Below are 16,893 nucleotides of genomic sequence, written 5' to 3'. Positions count from 1 at the left end.
ATGGTTATATGCTTATAAACACATAAGCTTATAACTTCACAGCGCACTGAATCGATGGATGTGGATCTCGACAAGGAGGAGATGGCAGAAGTATTCGAACAAGTCTCGAACTACTTTAGCCTGCTCTCGGAACCAACACGCTTGAAGATCCTCCACGCCCTGTGTAATGGCGAGCGTTCGGTTGGGGCAATCGTGACGCAACTTGGGGCAACCCAGGCAAACGTCTCGCGCCAGCTGAACATGCTATACCGTGCCCGCATCCTGGGGCGCCGCAAGGACGGCGCGCAGGTGTACTACCGAATCGAAGACCAGAACACCATCGCCTTGTGCCGCACCGTGTGCAATCACATGGCAGAAAAGGTGAAGAAAAGCCGCCAGATAGACCAGGCAGCGCTCGAAAATTTCATGACAGGAAGCTAATAAGTTGTCGGGTAAGACGAAGTAGAAGGCGCTCAGCTTCTATATGATCATATGATCATATGATCATATGCTCATATAGGCATATGATCATGCGGTAATTTTATTGTTCATCGTAAGGATGGAGTAGATGGGTAACCCGATTCGCAAGTTCGGCCGTGTAGTGAAGGCGCCAGAAAATTTTGTCGAGCACTCTCTAATCAATGACATCAGCGCGCACGGCCTAAACGAGGAGCGACGTGGATTTCTGCGCCGCAGCTTTCTCGCAGCCAGTGCGGCAATGGCAAGTGGTGGAGTCCTGGCCCAGGCAGGCGAGGGCGACCTGAATATCCTGACGCTGCCCGAACATGCGCGCACGCTGGGCAAGCCGGTGGCCTCGGCGCCTTACGGGATGCCGTCCCAGTTCGAGGTCAACCTGCAGCGCCGGGAATCCCCGGGGCTGACCCGCGTGTCGGCGGCTTCCGTGGCCTTTACTCCCTTGCAGGGCCTGTTCGGGATCATCACGCCCTCCGGTCTGCACTTCGAACGCCACCACCAGGGATGGCACGACATCGATCCGAGCAAGCATCGCTTCATGATCAATGGACTGGTCAGGCAGGCGAAGGTCTATACGATGGATGACCTGATGCGCATGCCCTCGGTGTCGCGCATGCATTTCATCGAATGCGGGGCGAATACCGCCATGGAGTGGGGCAACGTGGCCGTCCCGTCGGTGCAGTATTCGCACGGCATGCTCAGTTGCAGCGAGTTCACCGGCGTGCCGCTGTCGGTGCTGCTGGAAGACTGCGGCTACGACAAGCGCAAGGCCAAGGTCGTGCTGGCCGAAGGCGCGGACGGTTCGTCGATGACGCGCACAATCCCCATCGACAGGGCGCTCGACGACGTCATCGTCGCCTGGGCCATGAACGGCGAAATGCTGCGTCCGGAGAACGGCTACCCGCTGCGCTTGGTCGTGCCCGGCATCCAGGGCGTTTCCTGGGTCAAGTGGCTGCGCCGGATCGAGGTTGGCGACCAGCCCTACGCGACGAAGGACGAGGCGATCCATTACATGGACGCCATGCCCGACGGCAGTTACCGCCAGTACACCTCGATCCAGGAGTGCAAATCGGTGATCACCACGCCGTCGGCCGGCCAGCGCCTGCTGGACACCGGCTTCTACAACATTACGGGTCTGGCCTGGTCCGGACGGGGCAAGGTCAAGCGGGTCGACGTCTCGGTCGACGGCGGACGCAACTGGCGCACGGCACGGCTGGAAACACCGGTGCTGGACAAATGCCTGACCCGCTTCAACATCGACTGGGAATGGAACGGCGCGCCGACCATCCTGCAATCGCGGGCAATCGACGATACCGGCTACGTCCAGCCAAAGATCAACGAGCTGCGCGCGGTGCGCGGCACGCGCTCGATCTATCACAACAATGCGATCCAGTCCTGGCAAGTGGCGCAATCGGGGGAGGTGTCGAATGTCCAGGTCTATTGAGCTCGCGGCGGGTGCGCTGCTGGCGGTCGCGACAGCGGCCGTGTTCGCCGGCCCCCAGGCCTTGCCTGGGCGCCCAGCGACGCCCAGTGAAGTCGCGGCATGGGATATCGACGTGCGGCCCGACTTCAAGGGTTTGCCGAAAGGTTCCGGCACCGTGGCGGCCGGCCAGGTCGTGTGGGAAGGCAAATGCGCGTCCTGCCACGGCACTTTCGGCGAATCGAATGAGGTATTCACGCCGCTGGTCGGCGGTACGACGGCCGAAGACGTCAAGACCGGCCGGGTGGCCGCGCTCGCCAACGGCCGCCAGCCGCAGAAAACCACCCTGATGAAAGTCGCCACCGTCTCGACGCTCTGGGACTACATCAACCGCGCAATGCCCTGGACCGCTCCGAAGTCGCTCACCACCGACGAAGTCTACGCGGTGACCGCCTACATGCTGAACATGGGCGAGATCATTCCCGAGGACTTCGTGCTGTCCGATAAAACGATGGCGCAGGCCCAGGCGCGCATACCTAACCGCAATGGCATGGTGACGAAGCACGGGATGTGGGATGTCAAGGGCAAGCCCGACGTGCGCAGCGTGGCCTGCATGAAGAACTGCCCGGTCGATCCGGCGCCCCGGTCGGCCCTGCCCGAAGCGGCGCGCAATGCCCACGGCAACCTGGCCTTGCAGACCCGCGGCTTCGGCGCCACCCGCGGCGTCGATACCACCCGTCCCGCGCCAGCCACCCGCGCTGCCGCCAGTGCAGCTGCGTTGCCGGCAGCAGTGACAGCGCCGGCGGCACCGGCCAAGGCCGCGGCCGGCTCCGTGCCGACCGCCCTGCTGCAGGGGAACGCCTGCCTGGCTTGCCACGGTATCGACAACAAGGTCATGGGCCCGAGCTTCGCCGCGGTGCGCGCCAAATACAAGGACGATGCCGCTGCGCCCGCGCGGCTCGCCGAAAGGATCAGGCAAGGCAGCAGCGGCGCTTGGGGGCCGGTCCCGATGCCTCCCCAGGCCCACGTGAAGGAAGAAGACCTGAAGGTGCTGGTGGGCTGGATCCTGGCCCCGCAATAAACCGGTACGGCCGCAAGCCGTACCGTTAACAATACTTAACGGAGATGTAGCAATATGAAACATGTCGTAACCGGACTCATCCTATCGCTCGCCTGCGCAGGCGCGATGGCCGCCGACCACCAGGTCAAGATGCTCAATACCGGCAAGGACGGCACCATGGTCTTCGAGCCGGGTTTCCTGAAGGTCGCCAAGGGCGACACCGTCAAGTTCATCAAGGTCGATGCGTCGCACAACAGCGCCTCGGTCGTCACGCCGCCCGGCGCCGCCGCGTGGAAAGGCAAGCCGGACGAGGAAATCTCGGTCAAGCTCGACCAGGAAGGTGTCTACGTCTACGTGTGCGAGCCGCACAAGATGATGGCCATGGCCGGGGTGATCCAGGTCGGCAAGCCGGTCAATCTGGCGGAGGCGAAGAAGGGGGCGGATGCTTTGTCGAAGTCCTTCGTCATGAGCAAGGATCGCCTCGACAAGTACATGGCGCAGGTGAAGTGAGCATGCATGCCGCTCCGGCAGCATAGCGTTTTCAACAATTGGAGGATGGTATGAATCAACAGCGACGCAATGTCATGCGCATCAGCGCGATCCTGGGGGCCGCGTTCGCCGCGGGGGTGCTGAAACCGGCCGACGTGTTCGCGGCCGAATGGAGCCAGAAGGTCTTCGACGCCAAGAGCCTCGAGGCGGCGGTTAAGGAACTGGGCGGCGACAAGTTCACGGTCAGCACCGACGTGTCGATTACCGGACCGGACATCGCCGAAAACGGCGCCGTGGTGCCGGTATCGATCGCCAGCAAGGCACCGAATACCGACTTTATGGCGGTCCTGGTGGAAAAGAATCCGAGCACCATGTCGGCCAGCTTCAATATCCCGGCGGGCACCGAAGCGGCCGTGACCACCCGGGTCAAGATGGGAGCAACCTCGAACGTGCACGCGCTGGTGCGCGCCGACGGAAAATGGCTGGTCGCCAGCAAGGAAATCAAGGTCACGCTCGGCGGCTGCGGCGGCTGATCAATCAAGCTCATTGAAAGGAAAGAACATGGCAGACCCAATGCGTATTCGCGCCAGCCTTGCTGGCGACACGGTCGAGGTGAAGGTCTTGATGCGGCATGACATGGAGACCGGACAACGCAAGGACGCGTCCGGCAAAGTGATTCCGGCCCACTACATCAAGACGCTTGTGGCGAAAGTCAAGGACAAGGTCGTGCTGGATGCGAACTTCGGTCCCTCTGTGTCGAAGGACCCGTTCCTGGCATTCAAGTTCAAGGGCGCCGCCAAGGGCGACAAGGTCAGCGTGACCTGGACCGACAGCGCCGGCGACACCCGGACCGACGAAGGCACCATCAGCTGAAGCACGAGCCGCCCCGGACTGGGGCGCAGGCATGCGCGGCGCCAGACCGCACAGACATATTCAAAGGAGACAGCCATGACCAGGATGCGTTCCGGTTTCGTCGCAGTGCCGCTGCTGGCCATATGCGCCGCGGCGTTGGCGCAATCGTCGGCAACCGACGAGATCGCCAAATACCGCCAGATGCTAGCCGACGGCAACCCCGCCGAGCTGTGGGAAATGAGCGGTGAGGAATTGTGGAAGAAGAAAGCAGGTCCGAAGAATGCTTCGCTCGAGCGATGTGACTTCGGCAAAGGGCCGGGCGTGCTCAAGGGCGCGTATGCCGAACTGCCGCGCTACTTCCAGGACGTCGACAAGGTCATGGATCTCGAACAACGCTTGCTGCATTGCCGCATGACCCTGCAGGGACTCAGTAAAGCCGAGGCCACCAAGCAGCATTTCGGCGCGTCCGGCAAGAAGTCGGATATCGAAGCGCTCGTCGCCTACATCACGGCCGAGTCGCGCGGCGCCACGATGGCGGTGTCGACCAGGCATCCGAAGGAAAAGCAGGCATACGAGACGGGCAAGCAGCTGTTCTTCTATCGTGGGGGCGCACACGACTTCGCTTGCGCCACCTGCCATTCGGCCTCGGGCCAGCGCATCCGGCTCCAGGAACTGCCGAACATCCTAGAGAAGGCGAATGCTCAGGCGGCTTACACCACCTGGCCTGCCTATCGCGTTTCCCAAGGCGAGGTACGCACCATGCAGCACCGCCTGAACGACTGCTTCCGGCAGCAGCGTTTTCCGGAGCCGATGTACGCATCCGAGGCGATCACCGCGATCACGATGTTCCTTGCGAAAAACGCAGACGGCGGCGTGTACGCCGGTCCGGCACTGAAACGATAGGAGGCCAGCATGACACCACTGAAAACCACGCTGATGGTCGTGCTGGGAGCCGCTGCCGCCGGCTGCGCAACCGTCGCAGCCGAGCCCGATTACCGGCAGGCCGCGCTCGCTTTGCTGAAGCAGGACTTCCGTTCGAAGGGGCCGGCGACGCTGGAGCGCGTCATCACCCAGGACGAAGCCCAGCAGCTATGCAGCCAGTATCCGCAGGAGCGCCCGGCCGAGGTCGCGGCACGGATCGAAGCCACGCAGATGAAGAACATCCGCCAGCCCGCCGACGGCAAGTACCTGGGCGACTGGAAAGAGGGCGAGAAGGTCGCCCAGAACGGACGCGGCATGCAGTCGTCCGACAAGGTCGGCGGCATCAACGGCGGCAACTGCTACGCCTGCCACCAGATTTCGAAGCAGGAAATCTCGTTCGGGAATATCGGGCCGAGCCTCTACAACTACGGCAAGATCCGCGGCAGCAGCGACGAGATGCTCAAGTACACCTGGGGAAAAATCTATAACGCACAGGCGTTTACGGCCTGCTCCAACATGCCGCGTTTCGGCCACAGCGGCATCCTGACCGAGGCCCAGCTCAAGGATGTGATGGCATTGCTGATGGATCCGGCCTCGCCCGTCAACCAGTGAACCACGCCGGGTGGCATCCGGATGCCAGCCGGCCAACAGTATCAAGGACATAGCATGGGTATGAATCGGCGCGAATTCGCGCAACTGCTCGGGATTGCCGCCGCCGGCGGCATGCTGCTCGGCACGCGCGGCGCCATGGCGGCGCCGTCCCCTGGCGCGCTGTACGACCTGCCGCGCTTCGGCAACGTCCACTTCCTGCACTTCACCGACTGCCACGCGCAGCTGATGCCGGTCTATTTTCGCGAGCCGAGCGTCAACATCGGACTCGGGCCGGCGGCGGGGCGCATGCCGCACCTGGTCGGCGAAGCCCTGCTCAAGGAAAGCGGGCTCGCGCCCCACACGCCGCAGGCACATGCCTTCACGGCACTCGACTTCGAACGGGCGGCGCGCACCTACGGCAAGGTCGGCGGCTTCGCCCACTTGGCCACCCTCGTCAAGAAGATGAAGGCCGAGCGCCCCGGCGCGCTGCTGCTCGATGGCGGCGACACCTGGCAGGGCTCCGGCACGGCGCTCTGGACCAAAGGTCAGGACATGGTCGACGCCGGCCTGCTGCTGGGCGTCGACGTCATGACCGCGCACTGGGAAATGACGCTTGGCGACAAGCGGGTACAGGAAATCGTTGGCAAGGACTTCAAGGGCAAGGTCGATTTCGTGGCCCAGAACGTCAAGACCAACGACTTCGGCGATCCCGTATTCCCGCCCTACGTGATCAAGGAAATGAACGGCGTGCCGGTGGCCATCATCGGCCAGGCCTTCCCGTACACCCCGATCGCCAACCCGCGCTACATGGTTCCCGACTGGAGCTTCGGCATCCAGGAAGAAAACATGCAGAAGATGGTGGACGAGGCCCGGGCCAAGGGCGCGAAAGCGGTGGTCGTGCTGTCCCACAACGGGATGGACGTCGACCTGAAGATGGCCTCGCGCGTGCGCGGCATCGACGCCATCATGGGCGGGCATACGCACGATGGCATTCCGGTGCCGGTCATCGTCAGCAATGGCGGCGGCAAGACCCTGGTGACGAACGCCGGCAGCAACGGCAAGTTCCTGGGTGTGCTCGACTTCGATGTGCGCGGCGGCAAGGTGCAGGCGTTCCAGTACCGTCTGCTGCCGGTGTTTTCCAATTTCCTACCGGCCGACCGCGAGATGGCTGCCCTGATAGCAAAGGTCCGCAAGCCATATGAAGCCCGTCTGAACGAAAAGCTGGCGGTCACCGAAGGCACGCTCTACCGGCGCGGCAACTTCAACGGCACCTTCGATCAGTTGATTATCGATGCGCTGATGGCGGTCAAGGGTGCGGATATGGCGTTCTCCCCTGGCTTCCGCTGGGGCACCACGCTGCTGCCCGACAGCCCGATCCTGATGGAACACCTGATGGACCAGACCGCCACGACGTACTCGCATTCCACGCTCACCGCGATGACAGGCGCAACCATCAAGACCGTGCTGGAGGACGTGGCCGACAACCTGTTCAACCCCGATCCCTACTACCAGCAGGGCGGCGACATGGTGAGGGTGGGCGGGATGAGCTACGCGATGGATCCCACGGCGCCGATGGGCTCGCGCATCAGCGACATGCGGCTGGGCGGAAAGCTGCTCGAAGCGGGGAAGACCTACAAGGTGGCCGGCTGGGCGCCGGTGGCGGAAGGCGCTTCCGGCGAGCCGGTGTGGGACGTGGTGGCGCAATGGCTGCGTTCGGAGAAAGTCGTCAAGCCGCGCAAGCTGAATACGCCGCGCCTAGTTGGCGTGCAGGGCAATCCAGGCATCATGGCCTGAGGAGGCGAGGATGGCGACGATAATCCGGAAGATCAGGGCACTGGCGGCCGCGCTGGCATTGTTGGCCTGCGCGCACGCCTGGGCGGTCGAGGCGAGTGCGGTGCCGAAGAACAAGCAGACCATCGCGGGGCGCTACCTCGATGCACGCGAGGCCTACGCGATGAAGCGCGAGCTGGGCCCGCGCGCCTATTTCGTCGACGTGCGGACCCGCTACGAAGTCGCCTACGTCGGCCTGCCGACCGTGGTGGATGCCAATATTCCCTATGTCGAACACCCGGAGGACGCCCCATGGGACGACAAGGCCGGCCGTTTCAAGCTCGATGTCAACAGCGACTTCGGCCCGGAACTGGCGCGCCGGCTGCAAACGGCCGGACTCGGCAAGGATGCTCCCGTGCTCGTGATCTGCCGCTCGGGCGACCGCAGCGCACGCGCGGCCAACCTGCTGAGCCAACTGGGCTACACATCGGTGTACACGGTCGTCGACGGCTTCGAAGGAGACGCCGTGGCATCGGGTGAGAAGCGTGGCCAGCGGATCCTGAACGGCTGGAAAAACGCCGGCCTGCCGTGGTCCTACGACTTGGGCAAGACGCGTGCTTACTTCCCGGCCTACTGAGCGTGCAGGGGTTGTGCTGCGCGCCATTGTGCACACGGCGCTGCTGGCGGCGTGCGTGGCCGGTAGTGGCGCGTCAGCACAGCACACGGCTTTACCTGCCTCGGGCGATCTGGCCGCAGACGGCCACGATGCCGCCCAGCGCCGCGTACCGCTCGTGATTCTGTTCTCGCTGCCTGACTGCAGCTACTGCGAAACAGTGCGGCGCAACTACCTTCTGCCTCTGTCCCGGGAAGGTGTGCCGGGCCAGCGTCCGATCATACGCGAAGCCGGCTTGGCGTCGACCGCGCCATTGCGCGGCTTCGATAAGCAGGCCAGCAGCGGCAAAGCATTGGCGTCGCGCTACGGTATCCGGGTGGCGCCCAGCGTGGCCATACTCGACGGCCACGGCAAACTGCTGGTGCCTGTGCTCGAGGGCGGGGACGTCGCCGGCATGTACGGCGCCTATCTCGACGAAGCCTTGGCCGGCGCGCGCCGCGCGCTGGCCGCATCCAAAAACAGGAGAACCGAATGAGACTGCGCATCCTCGGCGGCGTGCTGCTGCTGGCGCTGAACGCCGGCTCCGCCGCGGCGCAGGCGCCTGCGCCTGCCACCTACACCGTCACCCTGATGAGTCCCGAACTGGCCCTGCGCATGGCCCAGGCCGCGCTGGCTGCATGCCGCCAGGCCGGCTACCAGGTGGCGGTGGCGGTGGCCGACCGCGGCGGCCAAGTGCAGGTAGTGCTTCGCGACCGCCTGGCGGGAAGCCATACGGTGGACGCAGCGGCCGACAAGGCCTGGACCGCAGCCAGTTTCAAGATGGGCACCACGGCGCTCGCGCTGTCCACCAAGGAGGGCGCCGAGGCCAGCGGGATCCGGCACATCCGCCGCGTGCTGGCCGTCGGCGGCGGCATTCCCGTCGAGGCCAACGGTGCATTGGTGGGCGCGATTGGCGTCTCCGGCGCTCCTGGTGGCGCCGCCGACGACACCTGCGCACGCGCGGGAATCGCGGCGGTGGCCGAGGACCTGAATTTCTGACCCGTTTCTTGACATGCGCCACCGTGCGCAGAAGGACCTGAACATGCAGTCGATTCGTATCGCGGCGGCACTCCCGCACAGGGTGTGGCGCCTCCTGCTGGTGTTGTCCGCCGTGTCCTGGCTGGCGGCCGGCGCCGCCGCGGCGCCGCTTCCGGTGCTGCAGCCCATCAAGGTCAGCGCACACGCGTACATGTTCAGGGGGCACTCCGGCATGGCCGACAACGCCAACGCCGGCTTCATGTCGAACGCCGGTTTCGTGGTTACCGGGGATGGCGTGGTCGTCTTCGACGCGCTCGGCACGCCGGCCCTGGGCGAGGCGATGGTGCTGGCCATTCGCGGCGTGACGAAACAGCCGATCCGCCGCGTCATCGTTAGCCACTACCATGCTGATCATTTCTACGGACTGCAGGCATTCAAGGCGGCGGGTGCCGAGATCTGGGCGCACGAGCAGGGCCGCGCCTACCTGGCCTCGGACACGGCCGCACTGCGCCTGGCGCAGCGCAAAGAAGCTCTCAAGCCGTGGGTCGATGGCCGCACGCGCCTGCTGCCGGCGGACCGCTGGCTCTCTTTCCCGCGAGGCAAGCCGATCGCGTTTGAGATGGGCGGACTGCACTTCCAAGTGATCGACACCAGCGGCGCCCATGCACCGGACGACATCATGTTGGCCGTCGTCGAAGACCGCTTGCTCTTCGCGGGCGACCTGTTCTTCACCGGGCGGCTGCCCTTCGTGGGCGATGCCGACAGCCGCGTGTGGCTGGGCGCACTCGAGCGCATGCTGGCGCTGGCCCCGGCCGTGGTAGTGCCCGGCCACGGCGATGTGTCGCGCGATCCGGGCAAGGACCTCGCGCTGACTCGCTCCTACCTGATTTTCCTGCGCAAGGTGATGGGCGAGGCGGTCGCGGAGCTGGCGACCTTCGACGAAGCCTATGCGAAGGTCGACTGGAGCGCGTACGCAGGCTATCCTGCATTTGCGCAGGCCAACCGCATCAACGCCTACGGGACCTTCCTGCTCATGGAGCGGGAGAGCCTGCAGCAGAAGTAACGCCGCTTACCAATCAAAGGAGACGATATGAAACTGTTCCGTGTAATCGCTGCCATGCTGTTCCTGAGCCTTGCCGTGAGCGCCGGCGCCGCTGGGCGGCCTGAGAAAGTCGTGTACCACATCAGCGACGCGAGCAACGCCATGCAGGCGCTCGGCAATATCCGTAACCACTTGAACGCCAGTCCGAACGCCAGCATCGTCGTGGTCACCCATGGCGCCGGGATCGACTTCCTGCTCGAGGACGCCAAGGACAAGAACGGCAATCCCTACGACGCGGTGGTCCAGGAACTCGCGAACCGCAAGGTCCAGTTCCGGGTATGCAATAACACCCTCGAGGGGCGCAAGATCGATCGCAAGCGGGTGCTTCCGGAAGCGACCGTGGTGCCGTCCGGTGTTGCGGAAGTGGCGCGACTGCAGTCACAGGAGGGGTACGCCTACATCAAGCCTTGAAGCCCGCCGCCTCCATGGTAGTGGACACTGCCCAGTGCAGGACTGCGTTGCCGGCATATCCGTACTGCCGATAACGCTGCCTTAATCGCGGCCGCTTACGATTGGGCAGCGCTCCAGCGCAGGTCCTCATTGACCGTTGCGCGGGGCAGTGCCACTCAAGGAGCTTCGAATGAAATTGCATAAAGCAGCGACGTTTGCCCTCGCGGGCCTGGTCTTCGGCATGGGAGCGCAGGCGAGCGCCTCGGACCGTACGGGCGAGGTAACCCTGATCCACATGGGCGACCTTCACGGCCACCTGGTGCCACACGCAAGCGTGCGCAGCGACGCGGCGGGCAAGACGGAAGGCGGCGTTGCGCGCATCTACACGCTGGTGGAACAGATCCGCCACGCCAATCCCGAAAAGACCTTACTGGTCAATACAGGCGACACCTTGCATGGCGGGGCCGAAGCACTGTTCACCAAGGGGGAAGCGATGATCGAGGTGCTCAACGCCTTCCGCTTCGACGCCTATGCGCCCGGCAACTGGGATTATGTCTACGGGGCAGACAAATTCCTGTCGTACTTTACCGGTCCAAACCCGAAAGCGCGCTGGAACCCGGTGATCGCGAACCTGTACTACGATAACTATCCCGGTCTGAAAGCAAAGAATGGACAGACCGTAGCTCCTCCTTACCTCATCAAGCAGGTCGGCGGCCTTCGGGTTGGCATCATAGGCTTTACTTCGGACCGCGGCCCGCAGGCGGGTGACCAGAAGGTCACGGCAGGCCTGCGTTTCACCGATGGCAAGGAAGAATATGCGAAGTACGTACAACAAGTGCGCGCGCAGGATGTCGACCTGCTCGTCGTTATCTCGGAGCTGGGCCTGCACGGCAACCTGACGCTGGCCGATGCCATTCCTGGCGTCGATGTGATCCTTTCGTCGGACAAGCATGAGATCACGCCGAAGCCGGTAGTGTCCCGCAATGGCACCCTGATCGTGGAACAGGGCATGGACGGCCAGGTGGTGGGCGAACTGCAGGTGCGCGTGCACAAGGGCGTGGTCGCCGACAGGCGCTACGTGTCGCACAGGATCACGGAGCAGCTGGCCGAAGACAAGCGTATTGCCGCCATGGTCGCGCAGGTGCGGGCGCCGCTGGTCAGCGGCCCTGCGTTCAAACCGGGCGCCATTGCCAACCCGTTCAGCGGCGCCTTGCTGCGCTACCCGATCGACACCGTGGTCGGACAGACGGAAGTACCGCTGCACCGCAGTAACTTCAGCAACGAGCGCATGCCGGCGGTGATCGAGGGTTCGTCGCACGACTTCCTGACCGATGCCTTCCGCCGGCAGAGCGGGGCGCAGCTCGGCATGATCACGGGCTTTCGCTATGGCACGGCGGTAGCGCCCGGGCCGATCAAGCTCGAGGATCTGTACCACTTCCTGCCGATGGGAGCCCAGATCGCACGCGGCGAGCTGACCGGGATCCAGATCAAGAAAGCACTCGAGGGCAATCCCCAGAACACGCAGGCCCGGTCCGGTGAATGGATCAATGGCTGGACCGCGGGCATCAGCGGACTGACGGCGGATTTCAACCCGCAGGCGCCGCAGGGTTCGCGTGTGAGCAATATGCGCATCAATGGCAAGCCGATGCGCATGGACGCGACCTATACCGTGGCCGGACTTTGGTACAAGGAGATTCCGGCCCTCGTCAACAGGCTGCCGGCCAAAGGGGTCGTGGTGGTAAAGGACGAGAAGGGCGCACCGCTGGACGGCACCGACGTCGTGAAGATGTACCTCGACTCTTTGCCGGGGAAGAGCCTGACGAAAGGCGGGCTGGAGCTGGACCGCATCCGCTTGGTCAAGCCGCTTCCGGCCGCGCACCACGGTATCGTCGAGGTACAGCCGCTCGGCGCCGTCGCCCGGTAAGCACCAGAGGGCGGCAGGGAAAATCTGGCGGCACGACCATTTCCCGCTCGCGCCCGTTAACGTGCAGCTAATCCTGGGTGGCGACACTAGGTCAAGGGCCCATGAAGATAACGACGAAGCACTGCCCGGCCATCTTGCAGATCAGTGATCTGCACGGTTATATGGAGCCCGATTTGAGACTCGTGCGCATCGGCGACGGCGAACGATTCCACACGCACGGAGGCCCTGCGCATCGCAACATGTGCGCTGCTCGGCAGCGCATTGTGCGACAGTAAGGACGGCAATCACAGCCGTCCCGCAGGCATGACTGACTCAACGAAAGGAGCGGAACATGTTTTTTCAACGGGTTAAAACGCAGGGATTAGGCCACAACGCCTATGTGCTCGGATGCGGCAACGGGCTTGCAGTGGTCGTCGATCCGCGGCGGGACGTGGCAGAGTATCTGCAACTGGCACGCGACAATGACTTGAGCATTGCCTATTGCATCGAAACGCATCGCCAAGAGGATTTCGAGTTCGGGTCCGCAAGCCTGGCAGAACTCACCGGCGCCAAGATTCTGGCGGGCAAACATCCCCTGTTCGGCCGCGTCGATGTGCAGGTAGCGGATGGCGAGGAATTCACGGTGGGAACGACGCGCTTCGTCGCGCTGGCTACCCCAGGACACACGCCCGAGAGCATGTCCTATGCGGTCTATCCCAATGACGCCGGCGACCAGTGCTGGGGCGTGTTTACCGGAGATGCCCTGTTCGTGGGTGATACCGGAAGGACTGACCTTTCGGACCCGGAAAAAACCGCAGAAAATGCGGGACTGCTCTACGATTCGGTGCACCAGAAACTGGCACCGCTTGGTGACCAGGCGATCCTCTTGCCGGCGCACGGCGCGGGATCTGCATGTGGGGGGAACATTTCCGAGCGCGACGAGTCAACGCTGGGCATCGAACGTGCGACCAATCCTGTATTCAAGAAAACCCGCGCGGAATTCATGGCGCAGAAGGACGGTGAACATCTGCCGCGGCCACCGTATTTCTCGCACATGGAAGTGGTCAACCTGGAGGCAGGACGGCCCGTGCCCTCATCCCCCGCCGATCGCGTGCTGTTGCCAAAGGCATTCCAGGAGCGCGCCAGGGACGGGGTAGTGATCGATACCCGATCGCCTGATGCCTTCGCAGGCGCACACATTCCGGGCTCGTACAACGTATGGCTGGAGGGGCTGTCCACCTTCGGCGGCTGGCTCGCAGACGAACAGACACCGATCTTCCTGATCGTGGAACATCCCTCCAAGGCGCCTGTAGCAATCGCACAGCTTGCACGCATCGGCCTCGACCGCGTCGAGGGAGTGCTTGTGAACGGGGTCGAGGCATGGCGCGAAGCGGGCCTGCCCATCGAAGCATCGGGCACGACGAGCGCCAGCGAGGCTGCGCGCTGGAACGAGGAAGGGGACCTGACTATCCTGGACGTGCGCGACGACATGGAGTGGAAGGAGAAACACATACCGGGCGCGCACCATAGCTTCGTGGGCCATCTCGAAGAAAACCTTCCCGCGATTCCCAAGGATCGCCGGATCGTCGCCCACTGCAGCGTGGGGCATCGCTCCGGGCTTGCGGTCAGTATCCTTCGGCGTAACGAGTATACGAACGTCTTTAACATGCTTGGCGGTATAACGGCATGGGACAAGCTCGGACTGCCATTAAACAGGAATCAGGTCGAATAACGCGCGAAGGAGACGGACATGAACACGGCTGGCGGCGCATGGAATCCGTATGTGGTCGGCGCCCTTATCGGCGTCCTCTCGATGGCGACATTTTACTTTTCTAGCAAACCGCTGGGCGTGTCGACTGCTTTCGCACGCATGGCCGGCCTGCTGGGCTACCTGGTCGCCAGGGAACACACCGACTCCCTGGCGTTTTATCAGGATAAGACTCCCAAAATCGAGTGGGAAGTCATGCTCGCATTCGGCATTGTCGTCGGGGCATTCTTCGCCGCCTTGTCGGGTGGCGAATTCCATGCCAGCGTTATCCCCCCGCTGTGGGAGGCGCATTTCGGAGACTCTGTACCGCTGCGTCTGTCTGTCGCTTTCGTTGGCGGAGTGATCATGGCGTTCGGGGCGCGGCTTGCAGGCGGGTGCACAAGTGGCCATGGAATCAGCGGCGCACTGCAATTGTCGGTCGGGTCGTGGATTGCGCTGGCATGCTTCTTCGCAGGCGGTTCCCTGGTAGCGCAGGTGATGTATGGATAACACATCCGCAAAGCCCGGCGTTGACCACGGCAAGCCACCAGGAAGCACGGATGGCGGGGCCGGGAAAAGCGACGCGCCAAGGCAGCTCGCATTGGGTCTATTCTTCGGGATTATCTTCGGTTTCCTGTTGCAGAAAGGCGGCGTTGCCAAGTACGAGGTTCTGCTTGGGGCGCTTCTGCTGACCGATTTCACGGTCATGAAAATCATGCTGGCGGCTATTCTTGTCGGGATGATCGGCATTTTCGCCATGCACGCTCTCGGACTCGTCAAGCTGCAGCTCAAACCCACGAAGTATGCGGCCAATGTGCTTGGCGGCCTGGTCTTCGGAGCAGGGTTTGCCTTGATCGGATATTGCCCAGGAACAGGCGCCGCAGCCTTGGGACAAGGGAATCTGGATGCCGTCGCCGGGATCGCCGGACTCCTGGCGGGCAGCTATCTCTACGCCGAATTGTCCAGAAGCCTCAGCTCGAACGTGCTGGCCTGGGGTGACCGCGGGTGCATCCAGCTGCCCGATCTGATAGGAGTGCGCACCACGCCCTTCCTGATCGTGTTCGCGCCCTTGCTGGGCGTGGCATTGTGGCTGCTGTACCTGTATTTTCCGTAGCAAATTCAGCTGGCTTTGAACACCAGGGCGGCAACGCGCCGCAGCCTTGGGTAGACCATGGGAACGGTGAGCATGGTACTGCCCACGGCCATCAGGAGCAGGGCCGTGAAGGTTTCGCTGGTGATGATCCCCTTGTCCAGCAGGATATTGACGAAGATGATCATGATCAGTGCCTTGGTCTGCAACAGCCAGCCGATGATGGATGCCTCGCCCCCACCCCACTTGAGGATCTTCCCGGCGATGTGGGTGCCGGCCAACTTGCCGCTCACCGAGGCGAGCAGGAGCACGGCGGCGACAAGGAACACGGCCGGTCCACCCATCGCCCAGTTGGTGCGCAAGCCGGTGGACAGGAAGAACACCGGCATGAAGGCCAGCAGCACATGGTGACGCATCAGATCCATCTTCTTCTGGTCGAACCAGTGCGCGTCCATTACCGCACCGGCCAGGAAGGCGCCAACCATGTAGTGCAGGCCGGCCCAGTCGGCTGCGAAGGAACAGGCCGCCAACCAGACCAGGCTGACGTACCAGCGGTCGGTCTCCTGCAATTTGGCCATCAGCTTGCGGAACAACACGGTGGCCAGTGCGAACACCGCCAGGAACCCGAGCTGACGTCCGACACGGTCCCAATCGAGCAGGATCAGGGCCAGCACACCCCAGATCGCAATATCGTCCAGGCTGGCATAGCGCAGGATGCGCTGCCCGATCGGCTGGCGCAGGATCTCCAGTTTCTCCATTAGCAATATCAGGATAGGCAAGGCCGTGACAGCGCAGGCCATGCCTACGGCCAGTACGAATTGCCAGCTCTCGGCCTTCGGACCGATCCAGCCGGCATAGCCCAGCATGCCGAGCGCGGCGATACAGCCAAACACCAGCGGCGTCCCCAGCGCGAGCGACGCGGTGATCATGCTCTCGCGGCGGTGCGCCCAGGCCGCTTTCAGGTCGAGTTCGATGCCCGCGACCATTACGAAGATCATCACGGCCCACCAAGCAATGCCGTTGAGCGACTGGATTACCTCGGGATTGAACACGAAGCCATAGTATTCCGGATAAACGCTGCCGAGAATGCCTGGTCCGAGCAGGATGCCGGTAATAATCTGCACTACCACCAGCGGGGCGTAATAGTCCGTGTCGCCCAAGCGCCAGATCAGGTAGGGAATACTGAAAATGATCGCCATGGCGATCAGGAAAATCTCGGTCGTGCCCATTGCTGCGTGCATATCGTCTCTGCGTGATCTTGTATCTCGAATACGTGAGCGGCGAGTATCGCCCGACTGTTCAAATGCTTGCAAGAACAATTGCACTGGTGGGCGAGCGCAATGCCGTACAGCTACGGCCAGGGCGGGTCGAGGGGCCCGTGCGTCCGGGCCGGCGTCACGTCTGCTGCTGCCGTACGCGCACTGCATGGCGTTCGTCATGCCTTCCTGCAACAAATTTAGCGGGCCGGACCCTGC

At 63.1% G+C, this 16,893-nt stretch carries 19 protein-coding genes; 18 read left to right on the top strand and 1 reads right to left on the bottom strand.

Going from position 1 to position 16,893, the window contains the following annotated elements; translation table 11 throughout:
* Window positions 1–81 precede the first annotated feature (81 nt).
* The 18 genes from QPK27_RS18095 to QPK27_RS18010 all read left to right on the top strand — a co-directional run bounded on the left by QPK27_RS18095 (window position 82) and on the right by QPK27_RS18010 (window position 15,442).
* Window positions 82–420: a helix-turn-helix transcriptional regulator gene (locus QPK27_RS18095; protein WP_084416620.1), complete on the top strand. Its 339-nt coding sequence runs from the start codon at window positions 82–84 to the stop codon at window positions 418–420.
* Between the two features lie 127 nt (window positions 421–547).
* On the top strand, window positions 548–1,897 hold the full coding sequence (soxC, locus tag QPK27_RS18090; RefSeq protein ID WP_027868013.1) for a sulfite dehydrogenase: 1,350 nt from the start codon (window positions 548–550) through the stop codon (window positions 1,895–1,897).
* Window positions 1,881–2,954 (top strand): c-type cytochrome, encoded by a 1,074-nt coding sequence (locus QPK27_RS18085; protein ID WP_027868014.1) that lies wholly within the window; start codon window positions 1,881–1,883, stop codon window positions 2,952–2,954. The genes soxC and QPK27_RS18085 overlap by 17 nt, the downstream gene beginning before the upstream one ends.
* A 54-nt stretch (window positions 2,955–3,008) precedes the next feature.
* Window positions 3,009–3,443 (top strand): pseudoazurin, encoded by a 435-nt coding sequence (locus QPK27_RS18080; RefSeq protein ID WP_027868015.1) that lies wholly within the window; start codon window positions 3,009–3,011, stop codon window positions 3,441–3,443.
* A 50-nt stretch (window positions 3,444–3,493) separates the two neighbouring features.
* Window positions 3,494–3,955, top strand: coding sequence for a thiosulfate oxidation carrier protein SoxY (soxY, locus tag QPK27_RS18075; protein WP_027868016.1), 462 nt, complete (start codon window positions 3,494–3,496; stop codon window positions 3,953–3,955).
* Window positions 3,956–3,983: 28 nt separating this feature from the next.
* On the top strand, window positions 3,984–4,295 hold the full coding sequence (gene soxZ, locus QPK27_RS18070; protein WP_027868017.1) for a thiosulfate oxidation carrier complex protein SoxZ: 312 nt from the start codon (window positions 3,984–3,986) through the stop codon (window positions 4,293–4,295).
* Between the two features lie 84 nt (window positions 4,296–4,379).
* Window positions 4,380–5,177, top strand: coding sequence for a sulfur oxidation c-type cytochrome SoxA (gene soxA, locus QPK27_RS18065; protein WP_027868018.1), 798 nt, complete (start codon window positions 4,380–4,382; stop codon window positions 5,175–5,177).
* A gap of 9 nt (window positions 5,178–5,186) precedes the next feature.
* Window positions 5,187–5,807 (top strand): sulfur oxidation c-type cytochrome SoxX, encoded by a 621-nt coding sequence (gene soxX, locus QPK27_RS18060; protein ID WP_273161522.1) that lies wholly within the window; start codon window positions 5,187–5,189, stop codon window positions 5,805–5,807.
* Between the two features lie 60 nt (window positions 5,808–5,867).
* Window positions 5,868–7,580: a thiosulfohydrolase SoxB gene (soxB, locus tag QPK27_RS18055; RefSeq protein WP_273161525.1), complete on the top strand. Its 1,713-nt coding sequence runs from the start codon at window positions 5,868–5,870 to the stop codon at window positions 7,578–7,580.
* Window positions 7,581–7,590: 10 nt separating this feature from the next.
* Window positions 7,591–8,193 carry a rhodanese-like domain-containing protein gene (locus QPK27_RS18050; RefSeq protein ID WP_273161521.1) on the top strand — a complete coding sequence of 201 codons (603 nt, stop codon included), beginning with the start codon at window positions 7,591–7,593 and terminating at the stop codon, window positions 8,191–8,193.
* 13 nt (window positions 8,194–8,206) lie between these two features.
* Window positions 8,207–8,704 (top strand): thioredoxin, encoded by a 498-nt coding sequence (locus tag QPK27_RS18045; RefSeq protein ID WP_273161520.1) that lies wholly within the window; start codon window positions 8,207–8,209, stop codon window positions 8,702–8,704.
* Window positions 8,701–9,207: a heme-binding protein gene (locus QPK27_RS18040; protein ID WP_273161519.1), complete on the top strand. Its 507-nt coding sequence runs from the start codon at window positions 8,701–8,703 to the stop codon at window positions 9,205–9,207. The genes QPK27_RS18045 and QPK27_RS18040 overlap by 4 nt, the downstream gene beginning before the upstream one ends.
* Window positions 9,208–9,250: 43 nt before the next feature.
* On the top strand, window positions 9,251–10,249 hold the full coding sequence (locus QPK27_RS18035; protein ID WP_273161518.1) for an MBL fold metallo-hydrolase: 999 nt from the start codon (window positions 9,251–9,253) through the stop codon (window positions 10,247–10,249).
* A 27-nt stretch (window positions 10,250–10,276) separates the two neighbouring features.
* Window positions 10,277–10,699 carry a DsrE family protein gene (locus QPK27_RS18030; RefSeq protein WP_273161517.1) on the top strand — a complete coding sequence of 141 codons (423 nt, stop codon included), beginning with the start codon at window positions 10,277–10,279 and terminating at the stop codon, window positions 10,697–10,699.
* 169 nt (window positions 10,700–10,868) lie between these two features.
* Window positions 10,869–12,602 carry a bifunctional UDP-sugar hydrolase/5'-nucleotidase gene (locus QPK27_RS18025; protein ID WP_273161516.1) on the top strand — a complete coding sequence of 578 codons (1,734 nt, stop codon included), beginning with the start codon at window positions 10,869–10,871 and terminating at the stop codon, window positions 12,600–12,602.
* Between the two features lie 331 nt (window positions 12,603–12,933).
* Window positions 12,934–14,313 carry a rhodanese-like domain-containing protein gene (locus QPK27_RS18020; RefSeq protein ID WP_273161515.1) on the top strand — a complete coding sequence of 460 codons (1,380 nt, stop codon included), beginning with the start codon at window positions 12,934–12,936 and terminating at the stop codon, window positions 14,311–14,313.
* Between the two features lie 18 nt (window positions 14,314–14,331).
* On the top strand, window positions 14,332–14,838 hold the full coding sequence (locus QPK27_RS18015; protein ID WP_273161514.1) for a YeeE/YedE thiosulfate transporter family protein: 507 nt from the start codon (window positions 14,332–14,334) through the stop codon (window positions 14,836–14,838).
* Complete coding sequence (locus QPK27_RS18010; RefSeq protein ID WP_273161513.1) at window positions 14,831–15,442, top strand: YeeE/YedE thiosulfate transporter family protein; 612 nt, start codon at window positions 14,831–14,833, stop codon at window positions 15,440–15,442. The genes QPK27_RS18015 and QPK27_RS18010 overlap by 8 nt, the downstream gene beginning before the upstream one ends.
* A gap of 5 nt (window positions 15,443–15,447) precedes the next feature.
* On the opposite strand, the gene QPK27_RS18005 is transcribed toward QPK27_RS18010, so the two are convergent.
* The gene (locus tag QPK27_RS18005; protein WP_370660072.1) at window positions 15,448–16,647 is read right to left on the bottom strand and encodes a cation:proton antiporter; all 1,200 of its coding nucleotides are present in this window, start codon (window positions 16,645–16,647) and stop codon (window positions 15,448–15,450) included.
* Between the last annotated feature and the right edge of the window lie 246 nt (window positions 16,648–16,893).

It is taken from the genome of Massilia sp. YIM B02443, assembly GCF_030411955.1.
Lineage (GTDB): Bacteria > Pseudomonadota > Gammaproteobacteria > Burkholderiales > Burkholderiaceae_D > Telluria.
This window is presented reverse-complemented; position numbering and strand designations above follow the sequence as displayed.